This is a genomic window from Halobacteriovorax sp. CON-3 (genome assembly GCF_043196995.1).
GTDB lineage: Bacteria > Bdellovibrionota > Bacteriovoracia > Bacteriovoracales > Bacteriovoracaceae > Halobacteriovorax_A.
On record NZ_JBEBNA010000001.1, the window covers coordinates 88,285 to 111,685 of the forward strand.

Annotated in this window: 26 protein-coding genes; 12 read left to right on the top strand and 14 right to left on the bottom strand. The window is 38.2% G+C overall.

Annotated features, from left to right (window positions below):
* Window positions 1-3 precede the first annotated feature (3 nt).
* The 6 genes from ABMA72_RS00415 to ABMA72_RS00440 form a co-directional block, all read right to left on the bottom strand.
* The gene (locus ABMA72_RS00415) at window positions 4-393 is read right to left on the bottom strand and encodes a hypothetical protein (protein WP_392860354.1); all 390 of its coding nucleotides are present in this window, start codon (window positions 391-393) and stop codon (window positions 4-6) included.
* Window positions 394-476: 83 nt separating this feature from the next.
* Window positions 477-1,571: a SprT-like domain-containing protein gene (locus ABMA72_RS00420; RefSeq protein ID WP_392860356.1), complete on the bottom strand. Its 1,095-nt coding sequence runs from the start codon at window positions 1,569-1,571 to the stop codon at window positions 477-479.
* Complete coding sequence (locus ABMA72_RS00425) at window positions 1,571-2,155, bottom strand: redoxin domain-containing protein (protein WP_392860358.1); 585 nt, start codon at window positions 2,153-2,155, stop codon at window positions 1,571-1,573. Before ABMA72_RS00425 ends, ABMA72_RS00420 begins: the two co-directional genes overlap by 1 nt.
* A 101-nt stretch (window positions 2,156-2,256) precedes the next feature.
* The gene (locus ABMA72_RS00430; RefSeq protein ID WP_040314528.1) at window positions 2,257-3,018 is read right to left on the bottom strand and encodes a succinate dehydrogenase/fumarate reductase iron-sulfur subunit; all 762 of its coding nucleotides are present in this window, start codon (window positions 3,016-3,018) and stop codon (window positions 2,257-2,259) included.
* A 30-nt stretch (window positions 3,019-3,048) separates the two neighbouring features.
* Window positions 3,049-4,989 carry a fumarate reductase/succinate dehydrogenase flavoprotein subunit gene (locus ABMA72_RS00435; protein ID WP_392860360.1) on the bottom strand — a complete coding sequence of 647 codons (1,941 nt, stop codon included), beginning with the start codon at window positions 4,987-4,989 and terminating at the stop codon, window positions 3,049-3,051.
* Complete coding sequence (locus ABMA72_RS00440) at window positions 4,989-5,660, bottom strand: succinate dehydrogenase cytochrome b subunit (protein ID WP_392860362.1); 672 nt, start codon at window positions 5,658-5,660, stop codon at window positions 4,989-4,991. The genes ABMA72_RS00435 and ABMA72_RS00440 overlap by 1 nt, the downstream gene beginning before the upstream one ends.
* A 155-nt stretch (window positions 5,661-5,815) precedes the next feature.
* Between ABMA72_RS00440 and ABMA72_RS00445 the strand changes: the two genes are divergently transcribed.
* The 3 genes from ABMA72_RS00445 to ABMA72_RS00455 all read left to right on the top strand — a co-directional run bounded on the left by ABMA72_RS00445 (window position 5,816) and on the right by ABMA72_RS00455 (window position 8,548).
* Window positions 5,816-6,670, top strand: a complete 855-nt coding sequence (locus ABMA72_RS00445) for an MBL fold metallo-hydrolase (RefSeq protein WP_392860363.1) — start codon at window positions 5,816-5,818, stop codon at window positions 6,668-6,670.
* 76 nt (window positions 6,671-6,746) lie between these two features.
* The gene (mgtE, locus tag ABMA72_RS00450; protein WP_392860365.1) at window positions 6,747-8,081 is read left to right on the top strand and encodes a magnesium transporter; all 1,335 of its coding nucleotides are present in this window, start codon (window positions 6,747-6,749) and stop codon (window positions 8,079-8,081) included.
* Between the two features lie 77 nt (window positions 8,082-8,158).
* Window positions 8,159-8,548: a hypothetical protein gene (locus ABMA72_RS00455; RefSeq protein ID WP_392860367.1), complete on the top strand. Its 390-nt coding sequence runs from the start codon at window positions 8,159-8,161 to the stop codon at window positions 8,546-8,548.
* A gap of 40 nt (window positions 8,549-8,588) precedes the next feature.
* Here the strand turns inward: ABMA72_RS00455 and ABMA72_RS00460 are convergent, their stop codons facing one another.
* Window positions 8,589-9,428, bottom strand: coding sequence for a hypothetical protein (locus ABMA72_RS00460; RefSeq protein ID WP_392860369.1), 840 nt, complete (start codon window positions 9,426-9,428; stop codon window positions 8,589-8,591).
* 181 nt (window positions 9,429-9,609) lie between these two features.
* On the opposite strand from ABMA72_RS00460, the gene ABMA72_RS00465 reads away from it, so the two are divergent.
* Entirely contained in the window at window positions 9,610-10,056 is a 447-nt protein-coding gene (locus ABMA72_RS00465; protein WP_393055433.1) for a MerC domain-containing protein, read from the top strand.
* Here the strand turns inward: ABMA72_RS00465 and ABMA72_RS00470 are convergent.
* Complete coding sequence (locus ABMA72_RS00470; protein ID WP_392860372.1) at window positions 10,053-11,114, bottom strand: tRNA-dihydrouridine synthase family protein; 1,062 nt, start codon at window positions 11,112-11,114, stop codon at window positions 10,053-10,055. The genes ABMA72_RS00465 and ABMA72_RS00470 overlap by 4 nt on opposite strands.
* Window positions 11,069-11,776, bottom strand: coding sequence for a TatD family hydrolase (locus tag ABMA72_RS00475; RefSeq protein ID WP_392860374.1), 708 nt, complete (start codon window positions 11,774-11,776; stop codon window positions 11,069-11,071). The genes ABMA72_RS00470 and ABMA72_RS00475 overlap by 46 nt, the downstream gene beginning before the upstream one ends.
* Before the next feature lie 140 nt (window positions 11,777-11,916).
* Here ABMA72_RS00475 and rpsP point away from each other — a divergent pair, with 140 nt between their 5' ends.
* The 3 genes from rpsP (at window position 11,917) to ABMA72_RS00490 (ending at window position 12,939) form a co-directional block, all read left to right on the top strand.
* On the top strand, window positions 11,917-12,165 hold the full coding sequence (gene rpsP, locus ABMA72_RS00480) for a 30S ribosomal protein S16 (protein WP_021267155.1): 249 nt from the start codon (window positions 11,917-11,919) through the stop codon (window positions 12,163-12,165).
* A 58-nt stretch (window positions 12,166-12,223) separates the two neighbouring features.
* On the top strand, window positions 12,224-12,463 hold the full coding sequence (locus ABMA72_RS00485; RefSeq protein WP_021267274.1) for a KH domain-containing protein: 240 nt from the start codon (window positions 12,224-12,226) through the stop codon (window positions 12,461-12,463).
* Between the two features lie 89 nt (window positions 12,464-12,552).
* A complete protein-coding gene (locus ABMA72_RS00490) occupies window positions 12,553-12,939 on the top strand; it encodes a response regulator (protein ID WP_392860377.1) in 387 nt (128 codons plus the stop codon).
* A gap of 3 nt (window positions 12,940-12,942) precedes the next feature.
* Here the strand turns inward: ABMA72_RS00490 and ABMA72_RS00495 are convergent, their stop codons facing one another.
* Both ABMA72_RS00495 and queF read right to left on the bottom strand, forming a co-directional pair.
* Window positions 12,943-13,149, bottom strand: coding sequence for a twin-arginine translocase TatA/TatE family subunit (locus ABMA72_RS00495; protein ID WP_392860378.1), 207 nt, complete (start codon window positions 13,147-13,149; stop codon window positions 12,943-12,945).
* 22 nt (window positions 13,150-13,171) lie between these two features.
* Window positions 13,172-13,729 carry a preQ(1) synthase gene (gene queF, locus ABMA72_RS00500; RefSeq protein WP_392860380.1) on the bottom strand — a complete coding sequence of 186 codons (558 nt, stop codon included), beginning with the start codon at window positions 13,727-13,729 and terminating at the stop codon, window positions 13,172-13,174.
* Window positions 13,730-13,793: 64 nt separating this feature from the next.
* Here queF and hemH point away from each other — a divergent pair, with 64 nt between their 5' ends.
* Entirely contained in the window at window positions 13,794-16,226 is a 2,433-nt protein-coding gene (gene hemH / locus ABMA72_RS00505) for a ferrochelatase (RefSeq protein WP_392860381.1), read from the top strand.
* 55 nt (window positions 16,227-16,281) lie between these two features.
* Here the strand turns inward: hemH and bfr are convergent, their stop codons facing one another.
* From bfr to ABMA72_RS00520, 3 genes are all read right to left on the bottom strand, one after another.
* Window positions 16,282-16,764, bottom strand: a complete 483-nt coding sequence (bfr, locus tag ABMA72_RS00510; RefSeq protein ID WP_103217041.1) for a bacterioferritin — start codon at window positions 16,762-16,764, stop codon at window positions 16,282-16,284.
* 67 nt (window positions 16,765-16,831) lie between these two features.
* Entirely contained in the window at window positions 16,832-17,056 is a 225-nt protein-coding gene (locus ABMA72_RS00515; RefSeq protein ID WP_392860383.1) for a bacterioferritin-associated ferredoxin, read from the bottom strand.
* Window positions 17,057-17,152: 96 nt separating this feature from the next.
* Window positions 17,153-18,025 (bottom strand): RimK family alpha-L-glutamate ligase, encoded by an 873-nt coding sequence (locus ABMA72_RS00520; protein WP_392860384.1) that lies wholly within the window; start codon window positions 18,023-18,025, stop codon window positions 17,153-17,155.
* A gap of 87 nt (window positions 18,026-18,112) precedes the next feature.
* On the opposite strand from ABMA72_RS00520, the gene ABMA72_RS00525 reads away from it, so the two are divergent.
* The 4 genes from ABMA72_RS00525 (at window position 18,113) to ABMA72_RS00540 (ending at window position 23,385) form a co-directional block, all read left to right on the top strand.
* Window positions 18,113-19,255, top strand: coding sequence for a M14 family zinc carboxypeptidase (locus tag ABMA72_RS00525; RefSeq protein WP_392860386.1), 1,143 nt, complete (start codon window positions 18,113-18,115; stop codon window positions 19,253-19,255).
* A 103-nt stretch (window positions 19,256-19,358) separates the two neighbouring features.
* Window positions 19,359-20,273, top strand: coding sequence for an agmatinase (gene speB, locus ABMA72_RS00530; RefSeq protein ID WP_392860388.1), 915 nt, complete (start codon window positions 19,359-19,361; stop codon window positions 20,271-20,273).
* 21 nt (window positions 20,274-20,294) lie between these two features.
* Window positions 20,295-22,208 carry a biosynthetic arginine decarboxylase gene (gene speA / locus ABMA72_RS00535; RefSeq protein ID WP_392860389.1) on the top strand — a complete coding sequence of 638 codons (1,914 nt, stop codon included), beginning with the start codon at window positions 20,295-20,297 and terminating at the stop codon, window positions 22,206-22,208.
* A 118-nt stretch (window positions 22,209-22,326) separates the two neighbouring features.
* The gene (locus ABMA72_RS00540; protein WP_392860390.1) at window positions 22,327-23,385 is read left to right on the top strand and encodes a hypothetical protein; all 1,059 of its coding nucleotides are present in this window, start codon (window positions 22,327-22,329) and stop codon (window positions 23,383-23,385) included.
* The last annotated feature ends 16 nt before the right edge of the window (window positions 23,386-23,401 follow it).

Sequence of the window (23,401 nt, forward strand, 5' to 3'; positions counted from 1 at the left end):
TAACTAAGCAGCTCTTCGAGTTTTTGCCAAAGTTTCTCGTTGCTTGGCCTCTAGTAAATCAATACCATATTTCTTAATCGTACCTAAGTCAGTAATCGTGTATGAGTTAGACTCTGCCTTTGTGCGATCCTCTGGAGAGAAGTTGTCACAGATAACGACAAGCTTAGTATCTTCAGGAAGTTTCTTAAGAGCAATCTTGATAATTCCTTGTACTTTTTCAAGTGAGTTTGTGCAGTAGACGACGTATTTCTTGTCATCTTTAGAGACGCTAAAGTGCCAAAGGTTGGACTTATTCTTAGACTCAACAACATGGTACTCATATGATTTAAAAACCATCGTACATTGAGTGATAAATCCTTTAATTATTTTTTTGGAATTTGCTATCTTCGCCATTAGATCTCCGCTTTACCTGTATCATATCGGTAATTCAGGCAAAATATTAAGAGATTTTGCGAAGAAAGATGTCTAACTAGATTTTAGTTACTTAGAAGTTTCGTCCCTGATTTTTGGCCAATACCTTTACCCATTTTAAATTGTTTTCCTGCCTTAGCGCCAAGATTCCATGCATTTGCATCAAAGCTTGTTGCTTGACTTGTTTGTGATGAGACACGAGGGTAGACGCGATTTCTGTGGGCCTCTGCTAGGCCTTTTATATGAATGAGCTCACGGGAGCTGATTTGTTTACTTTGGTGGCCTTTTAACTCATTTAGAAACGACTTGGTAAAGCTCTTATAGTAGGAGTTACGTGCTCGAACACCTTTTAAATTTGATGTCTTCTTTGCCTGCTTCCATAGGCCTTCTATTGCATTAGCTGTATAGTCATAGATAAAGTGAGCGGCCTCAACATTCTCTTTGGCCCCGATAATTTCAAGATAACCACCACCGCGGCCTGAGCTAAAAACTGGTGAGACAGCATATTCCTTTAGAATATCGTAGAGGCAGTCGTGAAGAATATTTCGTCTTTTGAAAGAGGCAACACGTCTGACATAGGTGTCTTCAAATTCCTTCATATCAAAATCTGATCGCGTTAAATGATTAAGCTTAAGCTTATTCAGGTTATGCTTTTGGATGAGGTCGTTGGCCTTCTTTGCTGCAAGCTTGGCCTCAAATTCATTTTCCGACTTGGCAAGTTCAAGAAGCTTTTGAATCTTTGCCGTAATATTATCATTTGTTTTAACGAAGGCCGTAAGGTTGACTTGAGACTTTGAAAAGCTCTCGTCCCAACCAAAGCGTTTAAATATATTTCTAAACTCCACTCCGTGGGCCTGTTCGTGGATGCCACATTCAATATGGACTAGGAAATGGGCCAGCTCATGCTTTAAAACATTTTCTAAGAGCTTGTCGTCGTTAATTGTAAGAAAGCATTTATTGATACCAACCTGATAAATCAGTGGATCGTAGAAGCCTAGGATCTTATCAGAGTCATTGACGACAAATGTAAGTGGGTACATGACGCCTTTATAATGGAGGCGTGAGCGTTTAAAAGATAGCCCAATACTTGCGAAGATATCACATGCCATGAGTCTGATCTTTTTAACAAATAATTGGGTATTTTCGTTATAAATAAACATTAGTACTTAACACTACATCCATACGGTTTCGTTCGTGCTGGACTTACTTTCTTATTCTCTTTTAGTTGTTCTAATGCGTTTTTAACATAGTTTCGAGCGTTTTGAATATCACTTTTGTCGGCCGAAGGGATGCTGTCAATGGCACCCATATATTCGATAATTCCATTTTTGTTGATGATAAAAATCTCAGGAGTCGTCTTGGCATTATAAAGCTTGCCAACTGTTCCGTCCGTATCAATGAGAAAGTGAGCCGCTTGAGATTTTTCAACTTGAAGACGATTCTTCGCAGCTTGTGCGTCCTTGATATATCCCTGTTTACCAACATTAGATGAGTTGATGGAAAGCCAGTGATAACCACTTTCTTTTGCAAGGGCCTGTGTTTGTTGCATATTCATTGAATCATAGTGCTTTCTCACAAAGGGGCAGCCGTCGTTATACCACTCTAGAATGACTTTCTTTCCTTTGAAAGCAGAGAGCTTAATTATTTCGTTATTTTGATTCTTAAGAGTGAATTGCGGCGCTTTGTCACCCGGTGATAATGCGAGTGTAAGTGTTGTCATTAAGAGAGAAATTAATACTTTCATAAATGCTCCTTTCACTTATTCTACGCTGTGAAGTTGGAGCTTACAATAAATAAAGGCCTACATTTGTAGGCCCTTATTTTATCTGAATTTAATTAACTTAATTAAACAGTTGGTGTCGTCTTAGAAGTAACAGCTGCTTTTAGTAGCTCTCTGTTCATACGAGCAATATTTGTGATCTCAATTCCTTTCGGGCATGAAGCTTCACATTCTGCTTCGTTAGTACAGTTACCAAATCCAAGATCATCCATCTTCTTAACCATGTTTTGAACACGTTGAGAAGCTTCAGCTTGTCCTTGTGGAAGAAGTGCCATTTGAGAAACTTTAGCCGATACGAAAAGCATAGCAGAAGCGTTCTTACATGAAGCAACACAAGCTCCACAACCAATACATGCAGCAGCATCCATTGCTAGGTCAGCTTGTTCTTTTGGAACTAGGATTGCGTTAGCATCTTGTGCGTTACCAGTGTTAACTGAAACGAAACCACCAGCTGCGATGATTTCATCAAATGCACTACGATCAACCATAAGGTCTTTTTCTACTGGGAAAGCTCTTGCTCTAAATGGCTCGATTACAATCGTGTCACCATCTGAGAATTTTCTCATGTGAAGCTGACAAGTTGTTGTTTCAGCTTCTGGCCCGTGTGCTTGACCGTTGATCATTAGAGAACACATACCACAGATACCTTCACGACAGTCGTGATCGAAAGCTACTGGCTCAACACCTTGTGGGATAAGTTCTTCGTTTAACTGATCTAGCATTTCAAGAAATGAAGCATCCGGAGAAACGTTTTCTAAAGTATAGTCGGCCATTTGACCTTTATCTTCACGATTCTTTTGACGCCAGATTTTTAGATGAAGTGTCATATTATTATTGTTACTCATATCATATACCTCTTATTTGTAACTTCTTTGTGTTAGTGGAACGTTAGGGAAGTCTAGTTCTTCCACGTTTCTAATTGGCTCACTACCTTCACCCATGTATTCCCATACAGCTGCGTGACAGAAGTCATTGTCATTTCTTAGGGCCTCATTCTCTTCAGTCTGAGACTCTTCTCTGAAGTGACCACCACATGATTCTGGTCTTTCAAGAGCGTCGCGTGCCATTAACTCACCAAGCTCTAGGAAGTCTGCAAGACGGTTAGCTTTTTCAAGCTCGATATTGATCCCATCTGCTGTTCCTGTAACTTTAACGTCTTTCCAGAATACTTCACGAAGTTTCTTAATCTTTTCAATTCCGGCCTTAAGAGTTTTTTCATCTCTTGCCATACCAACATGGTTCCACATGATTTGACCAAGTTCTTTGTGAATTGATTCAACTGATCTTGTCCCATTGATTGAAAGTAGCTTAGAGAATCTATCTTTTGATTCTGTTAGGGCCTTATCAAATTCTGGGTGATCAGTTCCAACTTTATTACCCATAAGTTTTTCAGATGCTAAATAATTAGGAACTGTAAATGGTGCAACAAAGTAACCATCTGCTAGACCTTGCATAAGTGCAGAAGCACCTAGGCGGTTTGCACCGTGGTCAGAGAAGTTAGCTTCACCAAGAGCAAATAGTCCTGGAACAGTTGTTTGAAGGTTATAGTCAACCCATAGTCCACCCATTGTGTAGTGTACAGCAGGGTAAATTCTCATTGGAACTTTATATGGGTTTTCATCAGTAATTCTTTCGTACATATCAAAAAGGTTACCGTAACGCTCTTTAATAGCATCTTCACCATCACGTGCGATTGCTGTAGCGAAGTCTAGGTAAACTGCTTCTTCTCCAGCACGTACTGACTTACCTTGGTCGATTTGTTCTTTTGCGTTTCTAGAAGCAACGTCACGAGGAACAAGGTTACCAAATGAAGGATACTTTCTTTCTAGGTAGTAATCTCTTTCTTCTTCTGGAATATCATTTGGTGCTCTGTGGTCTCCAGCTACTTTTGGAACCCAAACACGTCCGTCATTTCTTAGAGACTCTGACATAAGAGTTAGTTTCGATTGGTTTTCACCGTGTCTTGGAATACAAGTTGGGTGAATTTGAGTGAAACATGGGTTAGCAAACATTGCACCTTTCTTATAGGCCTTCCATGCTGCTGAACCATTTGAAGTCATTGCGTTTGTTGATAGGTAGTAAACGTTTCCGTATCCACCTGTACACATAAGAACTGCATCTGCTGCGTGCTTTTCGAATTCACCAGTGATTACGTTTCTTGTGATAATACCACGTGCGCGACCGTCAACCATAACTAGGTCAACCATCTCACGACGAGTTAGCATTTGAACTTTACCACGACCTACTTCTTTCATTAGAGAAGAGTAAGCACCTAGAAGAAGCTGTTGACCAGTTTGTCCTCTAGCGTAGAAAGTACGTGATACCTGAGCTCCACCAAATGAACGGTTAGAAAGAGTCCCACCGTATTCACGAGCAAAAGGAACACCTTGTGCCGCACATTGGTCGATAATATTATTTGCAACTTCCGCTAGACGGTAAACGTTAGCTTCACGTGCACGGTAATCTCCACCTTTTACAGTGTCATAGAATAGACGCCAGATTGAGTCACCATCATTTGGGTAGTTCTTAGCAGCGTTAACACCACCTTGAGCTGCAATCGAGTGAGCACGTCTTGCAGAGTCTTGAAGGCAGAAACACTTAACATTATAACCTTGCTCACCTAGAGTTGCTGCAGCAGATGCACCAGCAAGTCCTGAACCAACAACGATTACTTCAAACTTACGTCTGTTGGCAGGGTTAACAAGTTTCATATTAAACTTATGTTGAGTCCATACTTTAGTGATATCGTCACCAGCAGGAACTTTTCCATCCATTTTTTTGATATTCATATTAGTCATTACATTCCTCCCTTAACGTGACACCAAATTGCGATTGTTGAGTATCCAACAGTTAAGACAACAGCGTATAGTTTTGAAAGAAACTTGATCGCTGGCATATACTTAGGGTGGTTAAATCCAATTGATTGGAATGCTGACCAGAACCCGTGAGATACGTGAATTCCAATAACAATCATGAAAACTACATACATTCCCACATTAAGAGGAGAAGCAAAGTACTCAATTACAGTCTTGTAAAGGTCACGAACTTCCATTCCATTTAATGTTGTCATATATACAGCACCATACTTAAAGTTAATTAAGTGCATGATGATGAAGAAAAGAATTAGCATACCAGTGTATGGCATAGTTGAAGATGCGAAAGTTGCTCCACGTCCTGTTGGTTGCTTCATGTAGTAATTAACTGGACGAGCTGCTTTATTTTCCATCGTAAGTTTCAGGGCCATAAAGAGGTGAGTTAAAAAGATTACAAGAAGACCAGCTTCTGCAACGTAGATTAGTGGGTTTGAAGTAAGCGTGTAAGCGTACTTGTTAAAAGCGTCTGCTCCAACCATTAGTAAAAAGTTACCAAGCATGTGTGATAGTAGAAAACCACACAGAAGTAGTCCCGTAACTCCCATTACTTGCTTTTTAGCAACGGAGTTAGTCAAATAAAAGCGTAATGCTGACATTGATACATTTCCTTTGTCTAATTTAATAAAAATTTTAAAATGTTATTTGATTGGATTATAATCCTTTAATCACCAAAACTTAAGTGAATTTTTAAGTGAATTTCATTTTGTGATGCGCGGTGCAAATATACCCTCAAGGATTAGGAGAATTTTAAATGTTGATCCACTCTTTTTTTGATAAAGACACAAATACTCTGACTTATATCATTTACTCTTTGGAAACAAGGAAGGCCATTGTTGTTGATCCTGTTTTAAACTTTGACTACGCAAGTGGATCAGTGTCAACAAAAGAAGTTTTACTCATTCATGAGTTCTTAAAAGAGAAGGATCTAGAGCTTTCATATATTTTTGAAACCCATGTTCACGCGGATCATCTTTCTGGTGCGTCGAGCCTAAAGAAATATTACCCTAGTGCTAAGATCGTCATTCATGAAAATATTAAAAAGGTACAAAACGTTTTTAATGGGGCCTTCCGTTCTCAGGTAAAAGAAGACGGCTCTCAATTTGATTTATTAACTCGTGAAGGTGAGGTCTTTAAAGTCGCAGAAGATCTCGAAGTCGAAATTATTGAGACTCCGGGGCATACTCCTGCTTGTATGAGTTTATACATTAACAAGGAAGCAATCTTTGTAGGAGATGCTATTTTTATGCCTGATATGGGAACTGGCCGTTGCGATTTTCCAAAGGGGAGTGCTGACGACCTTTATGAGTCGATTCAAAAAATTTACTCTCTCGATGATAATTGTAGTATATACGTCGGCCATGATTACGGCCCAGGTGGACGTGAGATTATGTTTAAGACAACTGTGGGCAAGCAAAAGCGCAATAATATACAGTGTAAGGCAAGTACTACTAAAGAAGAGTTCTTGGACTTTAGAACATCTCGTGATGCTGTTTTAAGTGCTCCTCGACTTTTAATCCCTAGTATTCAATACAATATGAATGGGGGAGAGTTCATTTTTAATGAAGAAGATGGTGCGCCGTTTTTGAAAGTGCCAGTAAAGATGTGATGTCAAAATCTAACTAGCTAATTTTATTAAAGTTTGTACTTAAAACGTCGATTAGTATTTTGTGGGAGCAAAATAAATGACAAACGAAACTCATCCAGAAATTGAGAACACAATGCAATTTACCAAAATTGGTATTGCCCTAAAAGATTGGCCTTCTCTTTCTGAGTCCGAGCGTCTGTCGACCTTCAATAGTATGTCAGAAGAAGAGGCCCAGGACTTCTTTGACTCCCTTGATTCAAATTACCAAGCTGATCTTTTTGAACAATTTGACCGCGACCTTAAAAGACGTTGGGCAAATGATTTGGCCTATGATGACTTGGCCGATATTTTACAACTTCTGAATTATGAGCAAGTAGAAGAGACTCTTTCTCTCTTAGCTAAACATGCTCGCGTTGAAGTTATGGCCCTTATGGCCTATGCCGAAGACGTTGCCGGTGGTCTTATGAATTCCAATTATATTCGCCTGCGTGCAAATATGATGGTGGAAGAGGCCATTCGCTACATTCGTACTCAAACACTAAGTAACGTTGAAACGATTTACTATACCTACGTTATCGACACAGCTCAAAAGCTAGTAGGGGTGGTATCTCTACGTGAGCTCTTTGGTGCTCGCGACGGCCAAAAGATTTCAGAGCTAATGACAACGGGTGATGACCTTATTGCCATTCCAGATAATATGGATCAGGAAGAAATTGGTCGTGTCTTCAGTCGTTTTGAGCAAGTTGTTCTACCGGTTGTTGATGAAGAATTCCGTATGAAAGGGATCATTACAATTGATGATATTATCAAGGCCGTCGAGGAAGAGACGACAGAAGATATGCAAAAAATCGCGGCCGTTGAATCTCTTGATGCTCCTTATCTTGAAGTTGGCTTCTTTGAGATGACAAGGAAACGTCTTGGTTGGCTTGTTATTCTCTTCATTGGGCAAATGCTTACGGCCACTGCCATGACTCACTTTGAAGCTGCTATTGCACATACAGTTGCACTTGTAACTTTCATTCCTCTTATTATTTCATCAGGTGGAAACTCTGGGGCGCAGGCATCAACGCTTGTTATTCGCGCCCTTGCTCTTGGTGAAGTTAAAAATAGTGACTCTCTTCGTGTCTTTTTAAGAGAGTTAGGTTCTGGCCTATTTATGGGATTTATTCTCGGAATCTTTGGTTTCATGAGAATTTATTTCTGGCCGCATGCAAACGAAGTTTACGGCGTAAACTTTGCAAGTATCTCTCTCATTGTAGGGTGCAGTATTATTTGTATCGTGATGTGGGGAACTCTCGTTGGATCAATGCTTCCTTTTCTACTTAAGAAGCTTCGCTTTGACCCGGCCACTGCCTCAACTCCCTTTGTTGCAACAATTTGCGATGTGACGGGAATCATTATCTATTTCTCTATTGCCCACGCGCTTCTTTAGCTTATTGTAAATACTTCAGGGGAGTATTTATGTCTCATTGGTCATGCTAAATATGGAAAAAATATTTAGGAGAGTTTATGAAATTAGCTTTGGTAATTTTAGTAGGTGCATTTAATTTTTATGCAGTAGCGGGCCTACAAACTTTAAGAATTGTTGATTTAGCAACAGTTTCTTCAACGAGTTGTTATACGGCCGAACAAGAAGAGTCAGGAAGTATTTCTACAGTAAGCGTTTATCTTGGTAAGTATAGCGGTGAAGGTGAGGATAGAACATTTAATTATTATGAAACTTCAGATACTTATTATGCATCATCTGTCGTTTGTAAGAATATCAAGTTATTTAATAAAACATTTGATAGCTCACTTCCTCAGGAAGAGAAGGTTTTTAAGTTATTTGTTGATATGAATGATCACATAAAGGGATTTATGCTCCGAAATAGTGATAAAGTTTTATTTTTTGAAGAGTAGAGTTTTATAAGAAAAGGCCCTCAAACGAGGGCCTTGTTTTTTATTTTGATTTTTTCTTTGTAGCTTTCTTGGCAGTTTTCTTTGCAGTTTTCTTGGCTACTTTTTTGGCTACTTTTTTGGCTACTTTTTTGGCCGTTTTCTTAGCGACCTTCTTCGCGACTTTCTTTGCAGTCTTTTTGGCCGTTTTCTTTGCTACTTTCTTTGCAGTCTTTTTGGCCGTTTTCTTTGCTACTTTCTTTGCAGTCTTCTTGGCCGTTTTCTTTGCTACTTTCTTTGCAGTCTTCTTGGCCGTTTTCTTTGCTACTTTCTTCGCAGTCTTTTTGGCCACTTTCTTTGCTGCTTTCTTCGCAGTCTTTTTGGCCACTTTCTTGGTTGCTTTTTTTACAACTTTCTTAGCTTCTTTTTTGGCCTCTTTTGCTTTCTTTGTTAGGTCGTTTGCAACTTTCTTTGTTGTACGCTTAACTTCCTCAACGGCTTCTTCAACGTCGTCTGAAACCTCTTTAGCGGCTTTTGCCATTCTGTTAATGGCCTTCTTTGTCGACTTTTTAACGCTTTGGTAAGTTTCCACGTGGCCTATGGCCTCAAGTTCTTTTTCGATTAGCTTATCGTATTCTGCAAGAACTTTAATCGGATCTTTACCAAGACGATCGAGTTCTTGTTGTAGCTCTTCTAAGAATTTTTCAACTTTGTGCTTCTGTACATTTACTCTGTCGTAGCGAAAGCGAAAATGAGCATAAAGTTCATCATATTTCTCACTACCTTCATCTTGAATTCTTTCTAACAGGTGTCTACACTTTTTCACAATCTCATCACTTGACGAAGTTAGTGCATGCTTGGCCTGCTTGTTCTTCTTTTTTAAAAAATCATCTAAACCACTCATTTTTTCCCCCTGTAGCAAGATTTTCTTGATACACGTAAATAATATTACGTTACAAGTGTATCGTATTAGAAAGTATTTTCAACACTTTAATGATGGTAATTTTTTAATAATTACTTGCTTTGAGTCACAGAATTCTCTATATATACATATATCAATCAATTGGACGCTTATGGACAACAAAATGGAAGAAGTTAAAACATCTAAATACGACGAATCAGCGGATCGTGCAGGCCTGCTAGTTTCTGTCTTATGTTGCCTACATTGCATGGCAATTCCATTATTGATTATCTTTGTTCCGTCACTGGCCACATATTTTGAAAATCCACTGATTCACAGTCTTGCGATCTTCATTGTTGTACCAGTAGGTCTCTATGCTTTTATCAAGAACCTAAAAGTTCACAATGATAAGAGACCACTCTTTATTGGTATCCTAGGAATGGCCGCTATTTTAGTTGGGCACTTTAATCAATACTTCTTAGCTGATCATGCTGGTCATATGCATATGCACATGCACTCTCATTCAATTGGAACAGTTGAAGTTGTGGCATCTATCGTCGGTGGCCTAGCACTAATTGCAGCGCACTTACTTAATATTAAGTTATGTCGTTGTAACCACTGCGAACACTAGTAACGTAGATTCGTTCTTTTCGAAATTTTCAATGAAGAATTATCCATATAAAGATCTATGGCATCACTGTATGCTTGCGCACTTTCTAATCCAAAAAGTTTCTTGGTAAAGCTATGGCCAAAATTAAGCCATACATGCCCAACTTTTAAAAAGAAGCGAATGCGCTTAAGGGCGGCCTTTGGTTCATAGTATTTAAAGCAAGCATTTATATAGGCCTTCACAAATTCACCATAGTAGCGAGCATGAAGGTGAGGGTCTTCGCTTAGAAATTGATTTTGGAACTCATCAAGTTCATAACCTTGATCAGATGCAAATTGCGTAATTAGCCATGGCTTTGCAGTAAGAGAGCGTCCTAGCATAACGGCCTGGCAGCCTGTTTCATTTAGCATTTGAGCAATGTCGCCGTGATCTTGAATATCGCCATTACCAATGATTGGAAGATCGATACTTTCTTGTAGGAATTTAATCTGCTCCCAGTCTGCAACTCCCTTTCTTTTTTGGGCCGCTAGCCTTGGGTGTAAAATTAGCCAGTCCGCGCCGGCTTCTTTAAGGGCACTACAGAAGTCTAAAAGAAAGCTCTTATCATTTTGATGGCCGGCCCTAAGTTTCACCGAGACAGGAACCGTAGCATGTTTCTTAACCATCTCCACAACACTTGCTGCATACTTTGTATCACCCATTAAAGAAACACCGTAATTATGCTTTAGGGCCTTCTTCACTGGGCAGCCCATATTGATATCAATGGCACTTGCTCCCCAGGCCTCTAGTTTCGGGATGGCCTTTTCAATATATCTTTCTTCATTACAAAGTATTTGTGGGTAGAGCCCATAGTCAGATTCACTTTTGAATGTTTCAGGAGTCTCTCCAAGGACTTGATCAGGTAGTCTTCTTGAATTTAACATTTCTGTGGCCCATAAGGTTTTTACATCTTTTGGAAAGTAGGGCCTTAGGGCATCTCTAAGAGCAACATGCGAGAGGCCTACCATGGGAGCTAAAAGCGCTCTAAATTCAATTAAATCGTTAAATCTTTGCCAAGAAGGCGCCTGAGGTTGTGCCAAATTTCTTCCTTTAGATCTGATAGGTCGAGCTCTTGTCTTTTCGCAAACTCACAATAGATGTCGGAAACTTTTAGATCACGACGATCATCAGTTTCAAAGAAGATATACTCTAAGTCCACTTTATTATTCAAGATGGTGCTACTTATTTTTGCATTAGACGACTCGTAGAAGCGGGGACCGAGGCAGGTGTAAATTGTGCGCTCATGACAGTCAGTCATATCCTTCATCGTTCCATTAAAGTCATGAAGTATCCAAGGAGTATGGCCAGGATAGGCCTTGTGAAGGCGAAATATTTCAGACAGACATCTTACATTATGAATTATGAGAGGCTTATTTAATTCGTTGGCCAATTTAATGTGCCAGCTAAAGACTTTTTCTTGTATTTCTAAATTGGTCTCGATAGCGCGATCAAGGCCGGCCTCCCCGACCATAAGGCATAAGTTCATCTTGCACAGTTCTTTAACTTCCTCAAAGCTAGTAACGGCGTCAGTAAGCCTCCATGGGTGAACTCCAGCACTAAAGAATTGGCCTTCTTTAGGTAAGTCATTGATTTGCGGTGAGTATGAATAAATGCAAAAATCCTCAATAGGAGCTGTTTTGTTTGGCCCTGAATGGCCGTGAAGGTCGATAAATTTTGCACTTTCGCTTTCTTTGCTTGTCATATGGCATATATTTTAATACATTACGGTTCTAATTAAAAATTTGAAAAAAGATATTGCTTATCTTTTTAAAATCAATTATTTATTTAGGAATTATTTAATATATTTATTATAAGCGTTACAAATTGATGTAGGAGTACTTAATGTTAACAATTAGATTACAACGCGGTGGTAGAACTCACATGCCTATTTACACAATCGTTGCAGCTGACTCAAGAAATGCAAGAGACGGAAAATTCAGCGAAAAGTTAGGTCAATATAACCCACAACTTAAAGAAAATAACCTTATCGATATCAAAGCTGAGAGAATCTCTGAGCTACTTGGTAAAGGTGCTACAATTTCTGATACTGTAAGAACACTTCTAAAGAAGAACAAAGTTACTCTTAACTAGTAATTTTTGTTTTTCATTTAAAAAAGCATAAACGGCATTTTTGTAGAAGGAGTTCATGATGAGTGAGTTAAAAGACTTAATCGATACAGTTAGTCGCGCATTAGTTGATATGCCAGAGCAAGTAGAAGTAAACGAGATTGTTGGTGAACAAACAACAGTTATCGAACTTAAGGTTGATAAAACTGACCTTGGTAAAGTTATTGGGAAGCAAGGGAAAACAGCTCGCGCACTAAGAACAATTCTTAATGCTGCTTCAACTAAGTTGAAAAAAAGATCTGTTTTAGAAATTATAGAATAATTTACTTGAATCAATAAATATTGTGTTTTAAAAAGACCTATCGAAAGATAGGTTTTTTTATTTTTGTTTAAACAAAAGAGAGCATATATATGATTGAATCAATGTCTATTTCAACAAATCCAGAAGTAAAACGTATTCTGTTAGTAGATGACCAAATTGAAATTTTAGAGCTTTTACAAGATGCTTTACAGATGGAGGGCTATCAAGTCGATGCTTGTGCAAATGCGAGTGCGGCCTTGAGTGCTCTAGGTGAACATACGTATTCGCATGTTATCTCGGATTACCAAATGCCTGAAGTAAATGGAATGGAATTAGCAACTAGGGCGCAAGGGGTTCTAAAAGAGAAGATGCCTCCTTTTATTCTTGCAACTGGTGATTGTTCGATTAATTCTGATACGATTAAGGGCAAAGGTGTTAGTGGTATTCTACCAAAACCATTTACCCTTAAGCAGGTAATAACTGTTCTACAAAATTAGAAACTAGCTATTCTTATTTTCATTCTTTGATTGGTCTTCGATTTTGCTGGCAGTTTTAGTATTGTCCGGCTGATCTTCTTCTTTAAGTCCATGTTTAAAGCCTGTAATGGCCTTTCCTAGAGACTTACCAAGTTCTGGAAGCTTCTTACCTCCAAATAGTAGAATAATGATAGCTAGGATAATTAAACTTTCTGTAATTCCAAGGCTCATATTTTCCTCATTTCAAGCTAAATTAATAAATTTTAGATAAGTCCATTGTATACTTACCTGGAGCATATTCGCTAAATCTTTTTGCACGAATATCCTTATAAATCTTCTTATTGTTGGAATTTGAGGCATATGGGTAGATACAAATTCCACCTCTTGGAGTGAATTCACCAATAACTTCTACGTATTTTGGCTTCATTAGCTTTGTTAAATCGTCACAAATTTTTTGCACACAATCTTCGTGGAAGTCACCGTGATTTCTAAAGCTGAATAGGTATAGCTTTAAAGACTTAGACTCAACCATCTTCTTATCTGCAATATAATTAATGTAGATACGAGCAAAGTCAGGCTGACCTGTTTTTGGGCATAGAGATGTGAACTCTGTACACACAAAAGTCGTCCAAGCATCACTTCCTGGATTCTTATTGTCGAAGGCCTCAAGTACATCTGGGGCATACGTATCTGGATATTCAGTATTTGCTGAACCTAGTGCAAATGCATCAAGTTCTTTTACATTTCTTCCCTTCGGTGATTGTTTTGCTTTTGATTTTGTTTTTTTAATAGTTTTTTTCGATGCTGACATTTATCGACTCTCTTGAATTATTTTGATAGGTTATATTTACTTAATTTAACATTATCAAGGAACAATGGCAATGCGTCATGATCATTTAACATTTCCAGTTGGTAAAAAAGGTGGGCACAAGGTTACTAAGGTTGTTCTTGTTCAACTTGGCTCTCCTGAATCACCATCAACTTCGGATGTGCGTAAATACTTAAAAGAATTTTTGGCCGACCCGCGAGTCGTGGATATCGATCCAAGACTTTGGAAAATTGTTTTAAATCTCTTTGTGCTACCTTTTAGGCCAAAGAGGTCGGCAGCTCTTTATAGTAGAATTTGGGAAGGGAGTGAATTTCCTTTAACGAGAATCACTCGCGAATTCACTCATCGAGTAAATGAATTAACTCCTGAGCATATTGAAGTCGAACATGCGTTCTTACTTTGTGGACCTAAGGTTGCTGACGTCTATGCAAAGTGGGAAAAGGAGCTTGATGAGAGAAAAGATCCAGCTCAAAAGTTAATCGTTATTCCGATGTTTCCACAATATTCAGAATCAACAATTGCCAGTGGAATTGACTTCTTTGGAAAGCTTTTAGAAACTAAGGTTAGGATTCCAAACTTTGAAGTCATTACAAATTTTCACCGCCTCCATGCTTTTATTGATAATTCAATTGCAAAGATTAATGAGAAGCTTGCTAGTGAAAGTATTGATGAATTAGTGATCTCCTTCCATGGTATTCCAAAGAGGAGAGTTATCTATAAGAAAGATCCATACTATCAGCACTGCTTTGAAACTTTCGAGTTTATCAAGCAAGGAGTTGTTGGCATTGATCCAGAAAAAATTCACATGACTTACCAATCTCGCTTTGGAAGTGAAGAATGGTTAACTCCATATACAGATGAATACACTGTGAATCTTGCAAAAGGTGGCGCAAAGAATATTGCTGTTTATTGCCCGGCCTTCGTTGCAGATTGCTTAGAAACTATTGATGAAATTGGAACTGAGTTACAAGAAGAAGTTGAAGAGTTTGGAACTCATATTCACGCTATTGAGTGTTTGAATGATGACGAAAATTGGGCCAAAGGTTTTGCCGATTATGTTGAAACACTTTGTGAGAACCCAAAGGAAGTCGAAAAAATAGAGTATCAATTAGAAGAGGAAAAATACATGGATATGCCAAAGCAAACAATGGAATCAGAGCCATTAAGTGATAATGCTAAGAAGTCGCTTAAGATCGTCTTTTTAACATTATTCTTAGACCTTGTGGGATTCTCAATTATCTTCCCACTATTTCCAGCACTTGCTAAGTATTACTTAACTGTTGATGCTGATAACGTTTTCTTAAAAGCGATCTTTGGTTCAATCGATACGCTAACACAAGCTGGAGGAGCAAGTAACTTCTCTGCTATCGTACTCTTTGGTGGTGCCTTAGGTGCTCTTTACTCATTACTACAATTTGTTGCCGCACCAATTTGGGGAACAATCTCTGACCGTATCGGAAGAAAGCCAGTTCTGCTTGTTTCAGTATTTGGCCTTTTTGTAAGTTATGTTCTTTGGGCCGTTGCAGGTAATTTTACAATCCTTATTATTGCAAGATTCATTGGTGGGATCATGGGGGGAAATATCTCGACAGCAACAGCTGTTGTGGCCGATGTGACAACAAAGAAGAACCGCTCAAAAGGGATGGCAACGATTGGTATTGCCTTCGCTCTAGGTTTTATTATTGGGCCAGCAATGGGTGGGATTCTTTCTCTGTTTGATCTAACTAAGATTTATCCAGTACTTGCTGATTACGGCGTGAATCCATTTTCAATGGCCGCAATTGTAGCAGGTGTTCTTTCACTATTTAACTTAGTTAATCTATTTAATAAATTTGATGAAACTCTTCCTGAAGAGAAGCGTGGTAAACATGAAAGTGAAAGAAGTGCAAACCCGATTACACTTTTCAAACCACTTCCATATAAAGGTGTTAACCTAACTAACTTTGGTTACTTCTTATTCCTACTAGCATTTAGTGGGATGGAGTTTACACTAACATTCTTAGCGGCAGAGAGGCTAAGCTACTCATCGATGGATAACGCTTATATGTTTATCTTTATCGGACTTATCTTAGCACTTGTTCAAGGTGGATATGTTCGCCGTAAGGCCCATACAGTAGGTGAGAAGCGTATGGCTCTTCAAGGTCTTGTGACAATTATTCCGGGACTTGTTCTAATTGGCCTAGCAGAGTCTTCTTGGCTTGTTTACGGTGGTCTATTTTTCTTAGCTGTGGGATCGTCATTAGTAATCCCATGTCTAACTTCACTTGTTTCAATGTATTCTCCGGCACAGAGCCAGGGACATGTCATTGGTGTTTTTAGATCCCTTGGAGCTTTAGCAAGAGTTATCGGGCCAATCGTTGCCTCTCTTGTTTACTGGCGCTACAGCTCGGCAGCTCCATATTATCTTGGAAGTATCTTCTTGATTATTCCAATTCTAATGATTGCAAGACTTCCAAAACCAATCGAAGAAAAAGCATAGTCTGCCATACAGATAAAAGAAAAGCCTCGCTAAGCGAGGCTTTTATCATTTTGGACTAGTGTCCTGTTTTCATTTCAATTTGAGATTGCATGTAATTCTCAATACCCACTTTTTCAATTAGTGATAATTGAGTCTCAAGCCAGTCGACATGCTCTTCTTCTGAGTCTAGGATCTTAGATAAAAGATCACGAGAAACATAATCTTGCTTCTTCTCACAAAGCTCAATTGCTTCTTTTAATAATGGTACAGTTTCAGCTTCTGTTTCAAGGTCTGCTTCGATGATTTCTTTTACATTCTGACCAATTCTGATTCTCTCAAGCTTTTGAAGATTAGGTAGTCCTTCTAAGAAGAGAATTCTCTTAATAACTTCATCAGCGTACTTCATCTCATCGATACTTGCTTTATATTCAAGATGGCCGATCTTATCGAGTCCCCAGTCCTCAAGCATTCTTGCATGAAGAAAGTACTGGTTAATGGCCGTTAATTCTTTTGTAAGAACATTATTTAATGCTTTGATTACGTCTTGATCACCTTTCATGATTAATCCCTTTCAATAATTAATTATGAATTAATGCTATAGAAGATTGGGATGTGTTTCAAGGATTTTATTTTTTGACTGGAGTTAAGTTATTCTTAACTTCATTGGCCTGCTCTTTCTGATTAGCTTTTAGATTCTTTTTAGCAAGACCGGCAGAAACTTGTTCTAATAAGCAAACACCGCATGAGTTACCGATGCCAAGGCTATTGATAACCTCTTTCTCAGTTTGTCCCTGCTTGATTGCATTATCGAGCATATCTTGTGTAATGGCGTTACATATACAAATATACATTAACTTGTCTCCTCATTTGATCTTATCGTCAAAAGTTTTAATAATCAAACAAAAAATTGACATGTGATAAATATATTTGATTTCTAAAATGTGATTTCAGCTATTTATAACTTTTTCCATGAATAATTGGGCCATGGTCATCTGGTGCTTTGAGGTGAGGAGTATTTCATCACTATGGGCCATCCCAGGGCATCCATTGACTTCGATTAAGCGGTGGCCACCACCTTGTTCTTCACTCTCTTCTAAGACATCAACACTGATAAAGTAGAAATCAAGACTACCGGCAACTGCATCTGCAATAGAAAGCACTTGTTGCGGCGTCTTGTCTTCTTCAATAATTTCACAACTACTAGAAGCAAAATTAAGTATATGAAAATCATTATGTGTAATCTTGGGTAACTTTCTAATAATGATCTTTTCAACCTTCTTTGAAGATATTCCTTTAAAGAGTAGAACACGCCATTCAGACTTCAATTCAATATAGGGTTGGATGATATAGTTGAGATCTCCCTTAGCAATTAACTTCTTTCGGTCATTAATGATATCTGTTGATGGATAGACACCTTTGGCCTGCTGACCTCGTGTTGTTTTGATAACCCACTTGTTTTGCATGTTGGCGTCGTCAGGGCCTTGTGTAAGTGAATACGTTTCAATTAGCTGAGAAGGGCCAAGAATTTCTTTGAAATGTAACCACTGTTGAAACTTGTCTCTTAGTACACGTGAACAAGTAACAGGATTGATAACTTTTTTGGGCCCGAGTATGGCCATTTTTTCAAGGTCATCATCATTATAGTTCAGGCCTGTGTTACGATTAATCACAACATCGGCCCAGGCCAATTCCTCGTCACTAACGGAGTATGGATCAGAGAAACGGCACGAATGAGTCGCTTCATTGATCGCTGCTTCGAGTTGAGTACAGGCGTAAAGCCTTGGGTTGGTTGTCAAAATGAGTAAGTTTTGGCTTTCCATATTGCGTAATATCTCACTAAAATATTGAATATCTATAAATTATATATGATATTATAACACTATATTAATTTGGCCTTAATGGTAGCTATGAATCGATTATCAAAATTTAATTACACAATTTTATTCTCTTTAATTATCGTTTTACTTTCATGTTCTGGTGTTGAGGTTATTAATAGTAACCAAGACGGACATGATGCATCAAAAGCTCCAGAGGTGGCCAAGCAAGGTGAAGTCGCAAGAAAAAAAATTGAGCATCCTAAAAAGGCCGTCACTAGTGAAAGTCTAAGCTTCACGGATCATTCTCATAAGAATGAATTTTCAACTGTTGCAAACACAAAGCGCGTAAAATCATTCTGCGGTGATATCGATAAGAAATTTAAAAAGTACGGATGGGGAAAGTCTCACTGTGACTCGTATAAGTGGATTCATGTAAGAGACACTCATCAAGGGCGTCCAATTATGTGGACCGTTTTTGGTGACGAGGAAGAACATAAGCAAGAACCTAAGAATATGACCTTAGTTCTTTGTGGTGTTCATGGTGATGAAATTACACCGATTAAGTTTTGTTTCGATATTCTACACCACCTTTATCATGAAGTTGCTACGATTGAAGGGCAAAAGAAGTTAAAAGATAATCTCGTTGCTGTTGCTCCAATTGTCTCTCCTGATTCATTCTTTAAGAGAAGACCTACTAGAACAAATTCCCGTGGAATTGATCCAAATAGAAACTTTCCAACTAAGGATTGGGAAAAGAAGGCCCTACACTTATGGAAAACTCGCTATGGAGCTGCCAAGCGTAGATATCCTGGTAAGGTTGCAAACTCTGAACAAGAGACAATCTTTCAAGTGAATATTATCTCACGTTATAACCCAAATAAGATTATTACAGTTCACGCCCCATTAACGATTCTCGACTATGATGGGCCAGTGGTTTCTAATCATATTCATGAAGAGGATGGCCTAGCGCTAAAGGCCGAAGAACTTCTTAATACAATGAGTAAGAAGGCCAATGGGTATCGTGTGAAGAATTATCCTTTCTTTCCTGGAAGTTTAGGAAACTATGCTGGAAATGAGAGAAAGATTCCTACTTATACGCTTGAGCTTCCTTCAAGTGATAACCGCAATCATAAGAAGTATTGGAAGATGTTTCGCGAGTCAATTGACTTCGCAGTTTTTCATGCTCCAATGACTCGTACTGATGTTACGGCCAGAAAGAACCAGATTGATTAAAGTTTAGTCATTTTAGTGACTTAAAAGCCATTTTGGACCACTTTTTTACACTTTCATATCAATTTAAATTGACTCAAATTCCATTAGGATTTATTAGTAGCCTATGGAAAAGAACTTATGGAAATTAGCGGGCCTAGAGGCCCCAAATACGCCTTATGATATGGCAATTGTTACTGACGAAGTTAGACCACATAGTGTTAACCTTGTTGGTTTTGGTTTTGATGGAACGGCCTGTTTCAGAAAAGGAACGCGCTTAGGGCCAGATGCTTTAAGAGAAGTTTCTGATGGTATCGAAACTTATTCACCATATCTCGATCTCTCAACAGAAGATTGCACTTTCTATGATCTTGGAAACCTTCCAGTTGCGGATCAACAAGAGCAGAGTTGGAAAGTTGCGACTGCTTGTTTCGAAGAGAATTTTGATCACATTAATTTAAAAGAAAACGATATTAAAATTATGACTCTTGGTGGAGAGCATTCAATTTCTTATGCTCCAATTAAGAAGTACCTTCATGATTTTGAAGATCTTGTTTTAATTCATCTTGATGCACATGCTGATCTTCGTGATGGATATCTTGGTTACCACTATTCACATGCTTCAATTATCAAGAGAAGCCTTGATCACTTTGGGCCAAAGCATAGTCTTATTCAATATGGGATTCGCTCTGGTACAAAAGAAGAATATGAGTATATGAATGAGAATGGAACAATTGCAAAATCACGCGCAGAGTTCTTAGATCGAGTTCGTGCGATCCCTGCTGATCGTCCTGTTTATTTAACACTTGATCTAGACTACTTTGATCCAAGTTTCTTTCCAGGAACAGGAACACCGGAGCCAGGTGGAGAAGACTTTCATTCATTTATTAGTTTTGTAAAAATCCTACTAGAAAAGAATATTGTAGGTTGTGATATTGTTGAGCTAGCTCCAGAGATTGACTCATCTGGGAATAGTTCTGTTTTTGCTGCAAAAGTTGTAAGGGAGATGATCCTACTTCTAACTAGCAAAACGAAGTCTTAGTAAGAAAAGGAAGTTTAAGAAATGACAAATGAGACTTGGACAATTCAAGATTCTGATCGCCTCTACAACGTAAGTAAGTGGAGTAACGGTTATTTTAAGATCGAAGAAAATGGACAACTTAAAGCGACTCCAAATCCAAATAAGAATGTTGGAATCGTTATTAATGACGTTATTGAAGAAGCAAAAGAACAAGGAATTCAACTTCCTTTAGTAATTCGTTTTCATGATATTTTACGCTCGCAAGTAAAGCTTTTAAATAATACCTTTCAAAAGGTAATTGATGATGAAGATTATCGCGGGAAATTCTTTGGCGTTTACCCTGTCAAGGTAAACCAGATGAGAGAAGTCGTTGAAGAAATTGTTGATGCAGGTTCTCGCTACAACTACGGACTTGAAGCTGGCTCTAAGCCTGAGCTTCTTTCTGCTCTCGCATATAATAATAACGCTGACTCACTTACAGTTCTAAATGGTTACAAAGATCGCGACTACCTAAAGCTTGCCATTCTTGGTGCAAAGCTTGGACGTAAGGTATTTGTTGTTATCGAAAAATTCTCTGAGCTTCGCATGCTTGTTGAACTTGGTAAAGAGCATGGGGTTATTCCATTTATTGGAATTCGTGGCCGCATGTCTGTTAAGGGCCGTGGTAAATGGGAGTCTAGTGGTGGAGATAAAGCGAAGTTTGGTTTAACAACTTCTGAAATCATCCTGGCCATTGAGTTTTTAAAAAAGCATGACCGTTTGGATATGTTAAAGCTTTTCCACTTCCACATTGGATCTCAAATTACTGATATCCGTTCTATTAAAGAAGCGATTGAGGAAGGCTCACGTATTTATTGTAAGATGCAGAAAATTGGAGCACCTCTTCAGTACTTTGATGTAGGTGGTGGCCTTGGTGTTGACTACGATGGGACAAATTCGACAAACGATTCATCAATTAATTATTCGATCACGGACTATATTACAGATATCGTTTATGGACTAAAGTCTGTATGTGATCTCGAGGGTGTTGAGCATCCACATATTATCACTGAAAGTGGACGCGCAATCACGGCACACCACAGTTGTGTTATCACAAATATCATTGGTGAAATTGATAATACTAAGATTGAGTTTTCAACTAAGCAAGAAACTGGCGAACATAATCTTGTGACAGAGATGAGACAAGTTGGTGAGGTTTTAGAGAAAACGAAAAATTGGCAAGAAGCATATAATGATGCTTTAAAAATTAAGACAGACTCAATTCACGCTTTCAAGCTTGGGATTCTTGAGCTTGAAGAACGCGCTAAAATTGAGACAATGCACCTGCGTATTCTTAAAGAAATTAATTCACTCGTTCCTGAAGAAGACTTTCAATCGGAACTAATGGAGGATCTTGAAAATACACTAAGTGGCCAATACCTTTGTAACTTTTCAGTTTTCCAGTCTGCGTGTGATAGTTGGGCCATTGAACAGGTACTACCAGTTGTTCCACTGACACGTCTGAATGAAAAACCTCTTAAGAGATCAACTCTTGCAGATATCACTTGTGATAGTGATGGGAAGATTGATCGCTTCTATGATCCAGATGAAGGATTTAAGAAGACGATTGCTGTCCACCAGCTAAATGAAGGAGAGGAGTATCGCATTGGTATTTTCTTAACAGGAGCCTATCAAGACGTTATGGGTGATATGCACAATCTCTTTGGACGAGTTAATGAAGTACACGTCTATGCAGATAGCGATGATCCGAAGGGCTTCTATATTGAAGAGACTGTTGAAGGAAACTCTGCTCGTCAGGTTCTATCGACAATGCAGTATAATCCTGAATTTATGGCATTTAAGGTTAAGCGCTATATCGATCGCCAAGTTTCGCGAGGAAGAATTCGTCCTCGTGATGGAGTATCGTTAGTAGACTTCTATGAAGACTGTCTAAAGAGCTACACATATCTTAAGTAAACTTGTTATAAGTTATTAGATTCATACTGAAATAATCGGTCCCTGATAATTGACTTACTTACTTTAGTGTTTGATAATTATTGTATTATTAAAAGAAAGTTTGTCAGGGATCGATAACATGTCTTTAAAAATTGAAAAGAATTCAATCAAACCACCAAAACAACCAAAATCGCCAACATCAAAATCGAATTACATCATCATATGCGCACTATCTCTTATGACACATGGTGTTCTTATCTATAATTGGCTTATTACAAGAAGCTTATACAATCTTATCTTTATGGTTGTAGCAGGTGTACTTGCTATTATCGCTATCATTCCTATGATTAAAGAGTATTACGCAAAAATGCGTCTTTTCAATGATAGTGAATTACTTCGTCTGGAAGTTGAAAGACTGACAAATGAAATGAAAGAATTAAAAGATAGTAAGCAGTCACTTCAAATTAAGCTCTCACAAGAAATGGAAACTGTTGAAAGTCAAAAAGTGCAAATCTCTCAATTTGAATTAATGAATATTGAACTTCAAAATACTGTGGAAGATATTAAGGACCAGCTACTTGTGATCAATGATGGACACAAGGGAATGGGGCCAATTGTTGATGCAGTTAATGAGTTAAGAGAAAGAGCACTTGAATTTATCAAAGAGCTACCAAAGCAAAGTGATGCAAAGATTGAAACAGAAGAAGGGGATTCTAAATTCCAAGAAACTTTTGAAAAGTTTATGAATGAATTCCAGGATATGAAAGATCTTATCTTCCAACTTAAGACGTTAAGCTTTCGTGTGGACGTTCAAGCAAGCCTACTCAATGATTCTGAAATGACTCAAAGTAGTAGTGAACTTGAGGCCCTAAGTCGTAATCTTGCAAAATTCTTTAATAATGTAATTGGACTACTTTCAAATCTTGAAGAAACTTACCGTGGAAATCAGGATCAACTAATTGAAAAACTAGCTATATGTCGTGATGAAATTGATTCTTACTTAGATTCAAAACAAGATATTGCTTGTGAGATTGAAGAAGTTAGAGGACAAATTGAGGCGGCCAGTGAAATTATGGCAACTAAAATGGATTTAGTTGAAGAAACAATTGGTAGCGATGATGACTCTGAACTAATTGAAGAAAGTACTGTAATTTCAGCAACTAATCACACATCTCAAGAATCACAAATTATTCAATAACCGAATCATTAAAATA

Bases quoted from the DNA above. Each gene is read 5' to 3' on its own strand.
- ABMA72_RS00425 (WP_392860358.1), bottom strand. From the start codon at position 2,155: ATGAAAGTATTAATTTCTCTCTTAATGACAACACTTACACTCGCATTA.
- speB (WP_392860388.1), top strand. From the start codon at position 19,359: ATGGAAAAGAACTTATGGAAATTAGCGGGCCTAGAGGCCCCAAATACG.
- queF (WP_392860380.1), bottom strand. From the start codon at position 13,729: ATGTCAGCATCGAAAAAAACTATTAAAAAAACAAAATCAAAAGCAAAA.
- ABMA72_RS00445 (WP_392860363.1), top strand. From the start codon at position 5,816: ATGTTGATCCACTCTTTTTTTGATAAAGACACAAATACTCTGACTTAT.
- ABMA72_RS00520 (WP_392860384.1), bottom strand. From the start codon at position 18,025: ATGGAAAGCCAAAACTTACTCATTTTGACAACCAACCCAAGGCTTTAC.
- ABMA72_RS00455 (WP_392860367.1), top strand. From the start codon at position 8,159: ATGAAATTAGCTTTGGTAATTTTAGTAGGTGCATTTAATTTTTATGCA.
- ABMA72_RS00525 (WP_392860386.1), top strand. From the start codon at position 18,113: ATGAATCGATTATCAAAATTTAATTACACAATTTTATTCTCTTTAATT.
- ABMA72_RS00490 (WP_392860377.1), top strand. From the start codon at position 12,553: ATGATTGAATCAATGTCTATTTCAACAAATCCAGAAGTAAAACGTATT.
- mgtE (WP_392860365.1), top strand. From the start codon at position 6,747: ATGACAAACGAAACTCATCCAGAAATTGAGAACACAATGCAATTTACC.
- ABMA72_RS00430 (WP_040314528.1), bottom strand. From the start codon at position 3,018: ATGACACTTCATCTAAAAATCTGGCGTCAAAAGAATCGTGAAGATAAA.
- rpsP (WP_021267155.1), top strand. From the start codon at position 11,917: ATGTTAACAATTAGATTACAACGCGGTGGTAGAACTCACATGCCTATT.
- ABMA72_RS00515 (WP_392860383.1), bottom strand. From the start codon at position 17,056: ATGTATATTTGTATATGTAACGCCATTACACAAGATATGCTCGATAAT.
- ABMA72_RS00435 (WP_392860360.1), bottom strand. From the start codon at position 4,989: ATGACTAATATGAATATCAAAAAAATGGATGGAAAAGTTCCTGCTGGT.
- hemH (WP_392860381.1), top strand. From the start codon at position 13,794: ATGGCAATGCGTCATGATCATTTAACATTTCCAGTTGGTAAAAAAGGT.
- ABMA72_RS00540 (WP_392860390.1), top strand. From the start codon at position 22,327: ATGTCTTTAAAAATTGAAAAGAATTCAATCAAACCACCAAAACAACCA.
- ABMA72_RS00485 (WP_021267274.1), top strand. From the start codon at position 12,224: ATGAGTGAGTTAAAAGACTTAATCGATACAGTTAGTCGCGCATTAGTT.
- bfr (WP_103217041.1), bottom strand. From the start codon at position 16,764: ATGAAAGGTGATCAAGACGTAATCAAAGCATTAAATAATGTTCTTACA.
- ABMA72_RS00465 (WP_393055433.1), top strand. From the start codon at position 9,610: ATGGAAGAAGTTAAAACATCTAAATACGACGAATCAGCGGATCGTGCA.
- ABMA72_RS00440 (WP_392860362.1), bottom strand. From the start codon at position 5,660: ATGTCAGCATTACGCTTTTATTTGACTAACTCCGTTGCTAAAAAGCAA.
- ABMA72_RS00495 (WP_392860378.1), bottom strand. From the start codon at position 13,149: ATGAGCCTTGGAATTACAGAAAGTTTAATTATCCTAGCTATCATTATT.
- ABMA72_RS00475 (WP_392860374.1), bottom strand. From the start codon at position 11,776: ATGACAAGCAAAGAAAGCGAAAGTGCAAAATTTATCGACCTTCACGGC.
- ABMA72_RS00420 (WP_392860356.1), bottom strand. From the start codon at position 1,571: ATGTTTATTTATAACGAAAATACCCAATTATTTGTTAAAAAGATCAGA.
- ABMA72_RS00460 (WP_392860369.1), bottom strand. From the start codon at position 9,428: ATGAGTGGTTTAGATGATTTTTTAAAAAAGAAGAACAAGCAGGCCAAG.
- speA (WP_392860389.1), top strand. From the start codon at position 20,295: ATGACAAATGAGACTTGGACAATTCAAGATTCTGATCGCCTCTACAAC.
- ABMA72_RS00415 (WP_392860354.1), bottom strand. From the start codon at position 393: ATGGCGAAGATAGCAAATTCCAAAAAAATAATTAAAGGATTTATCACT.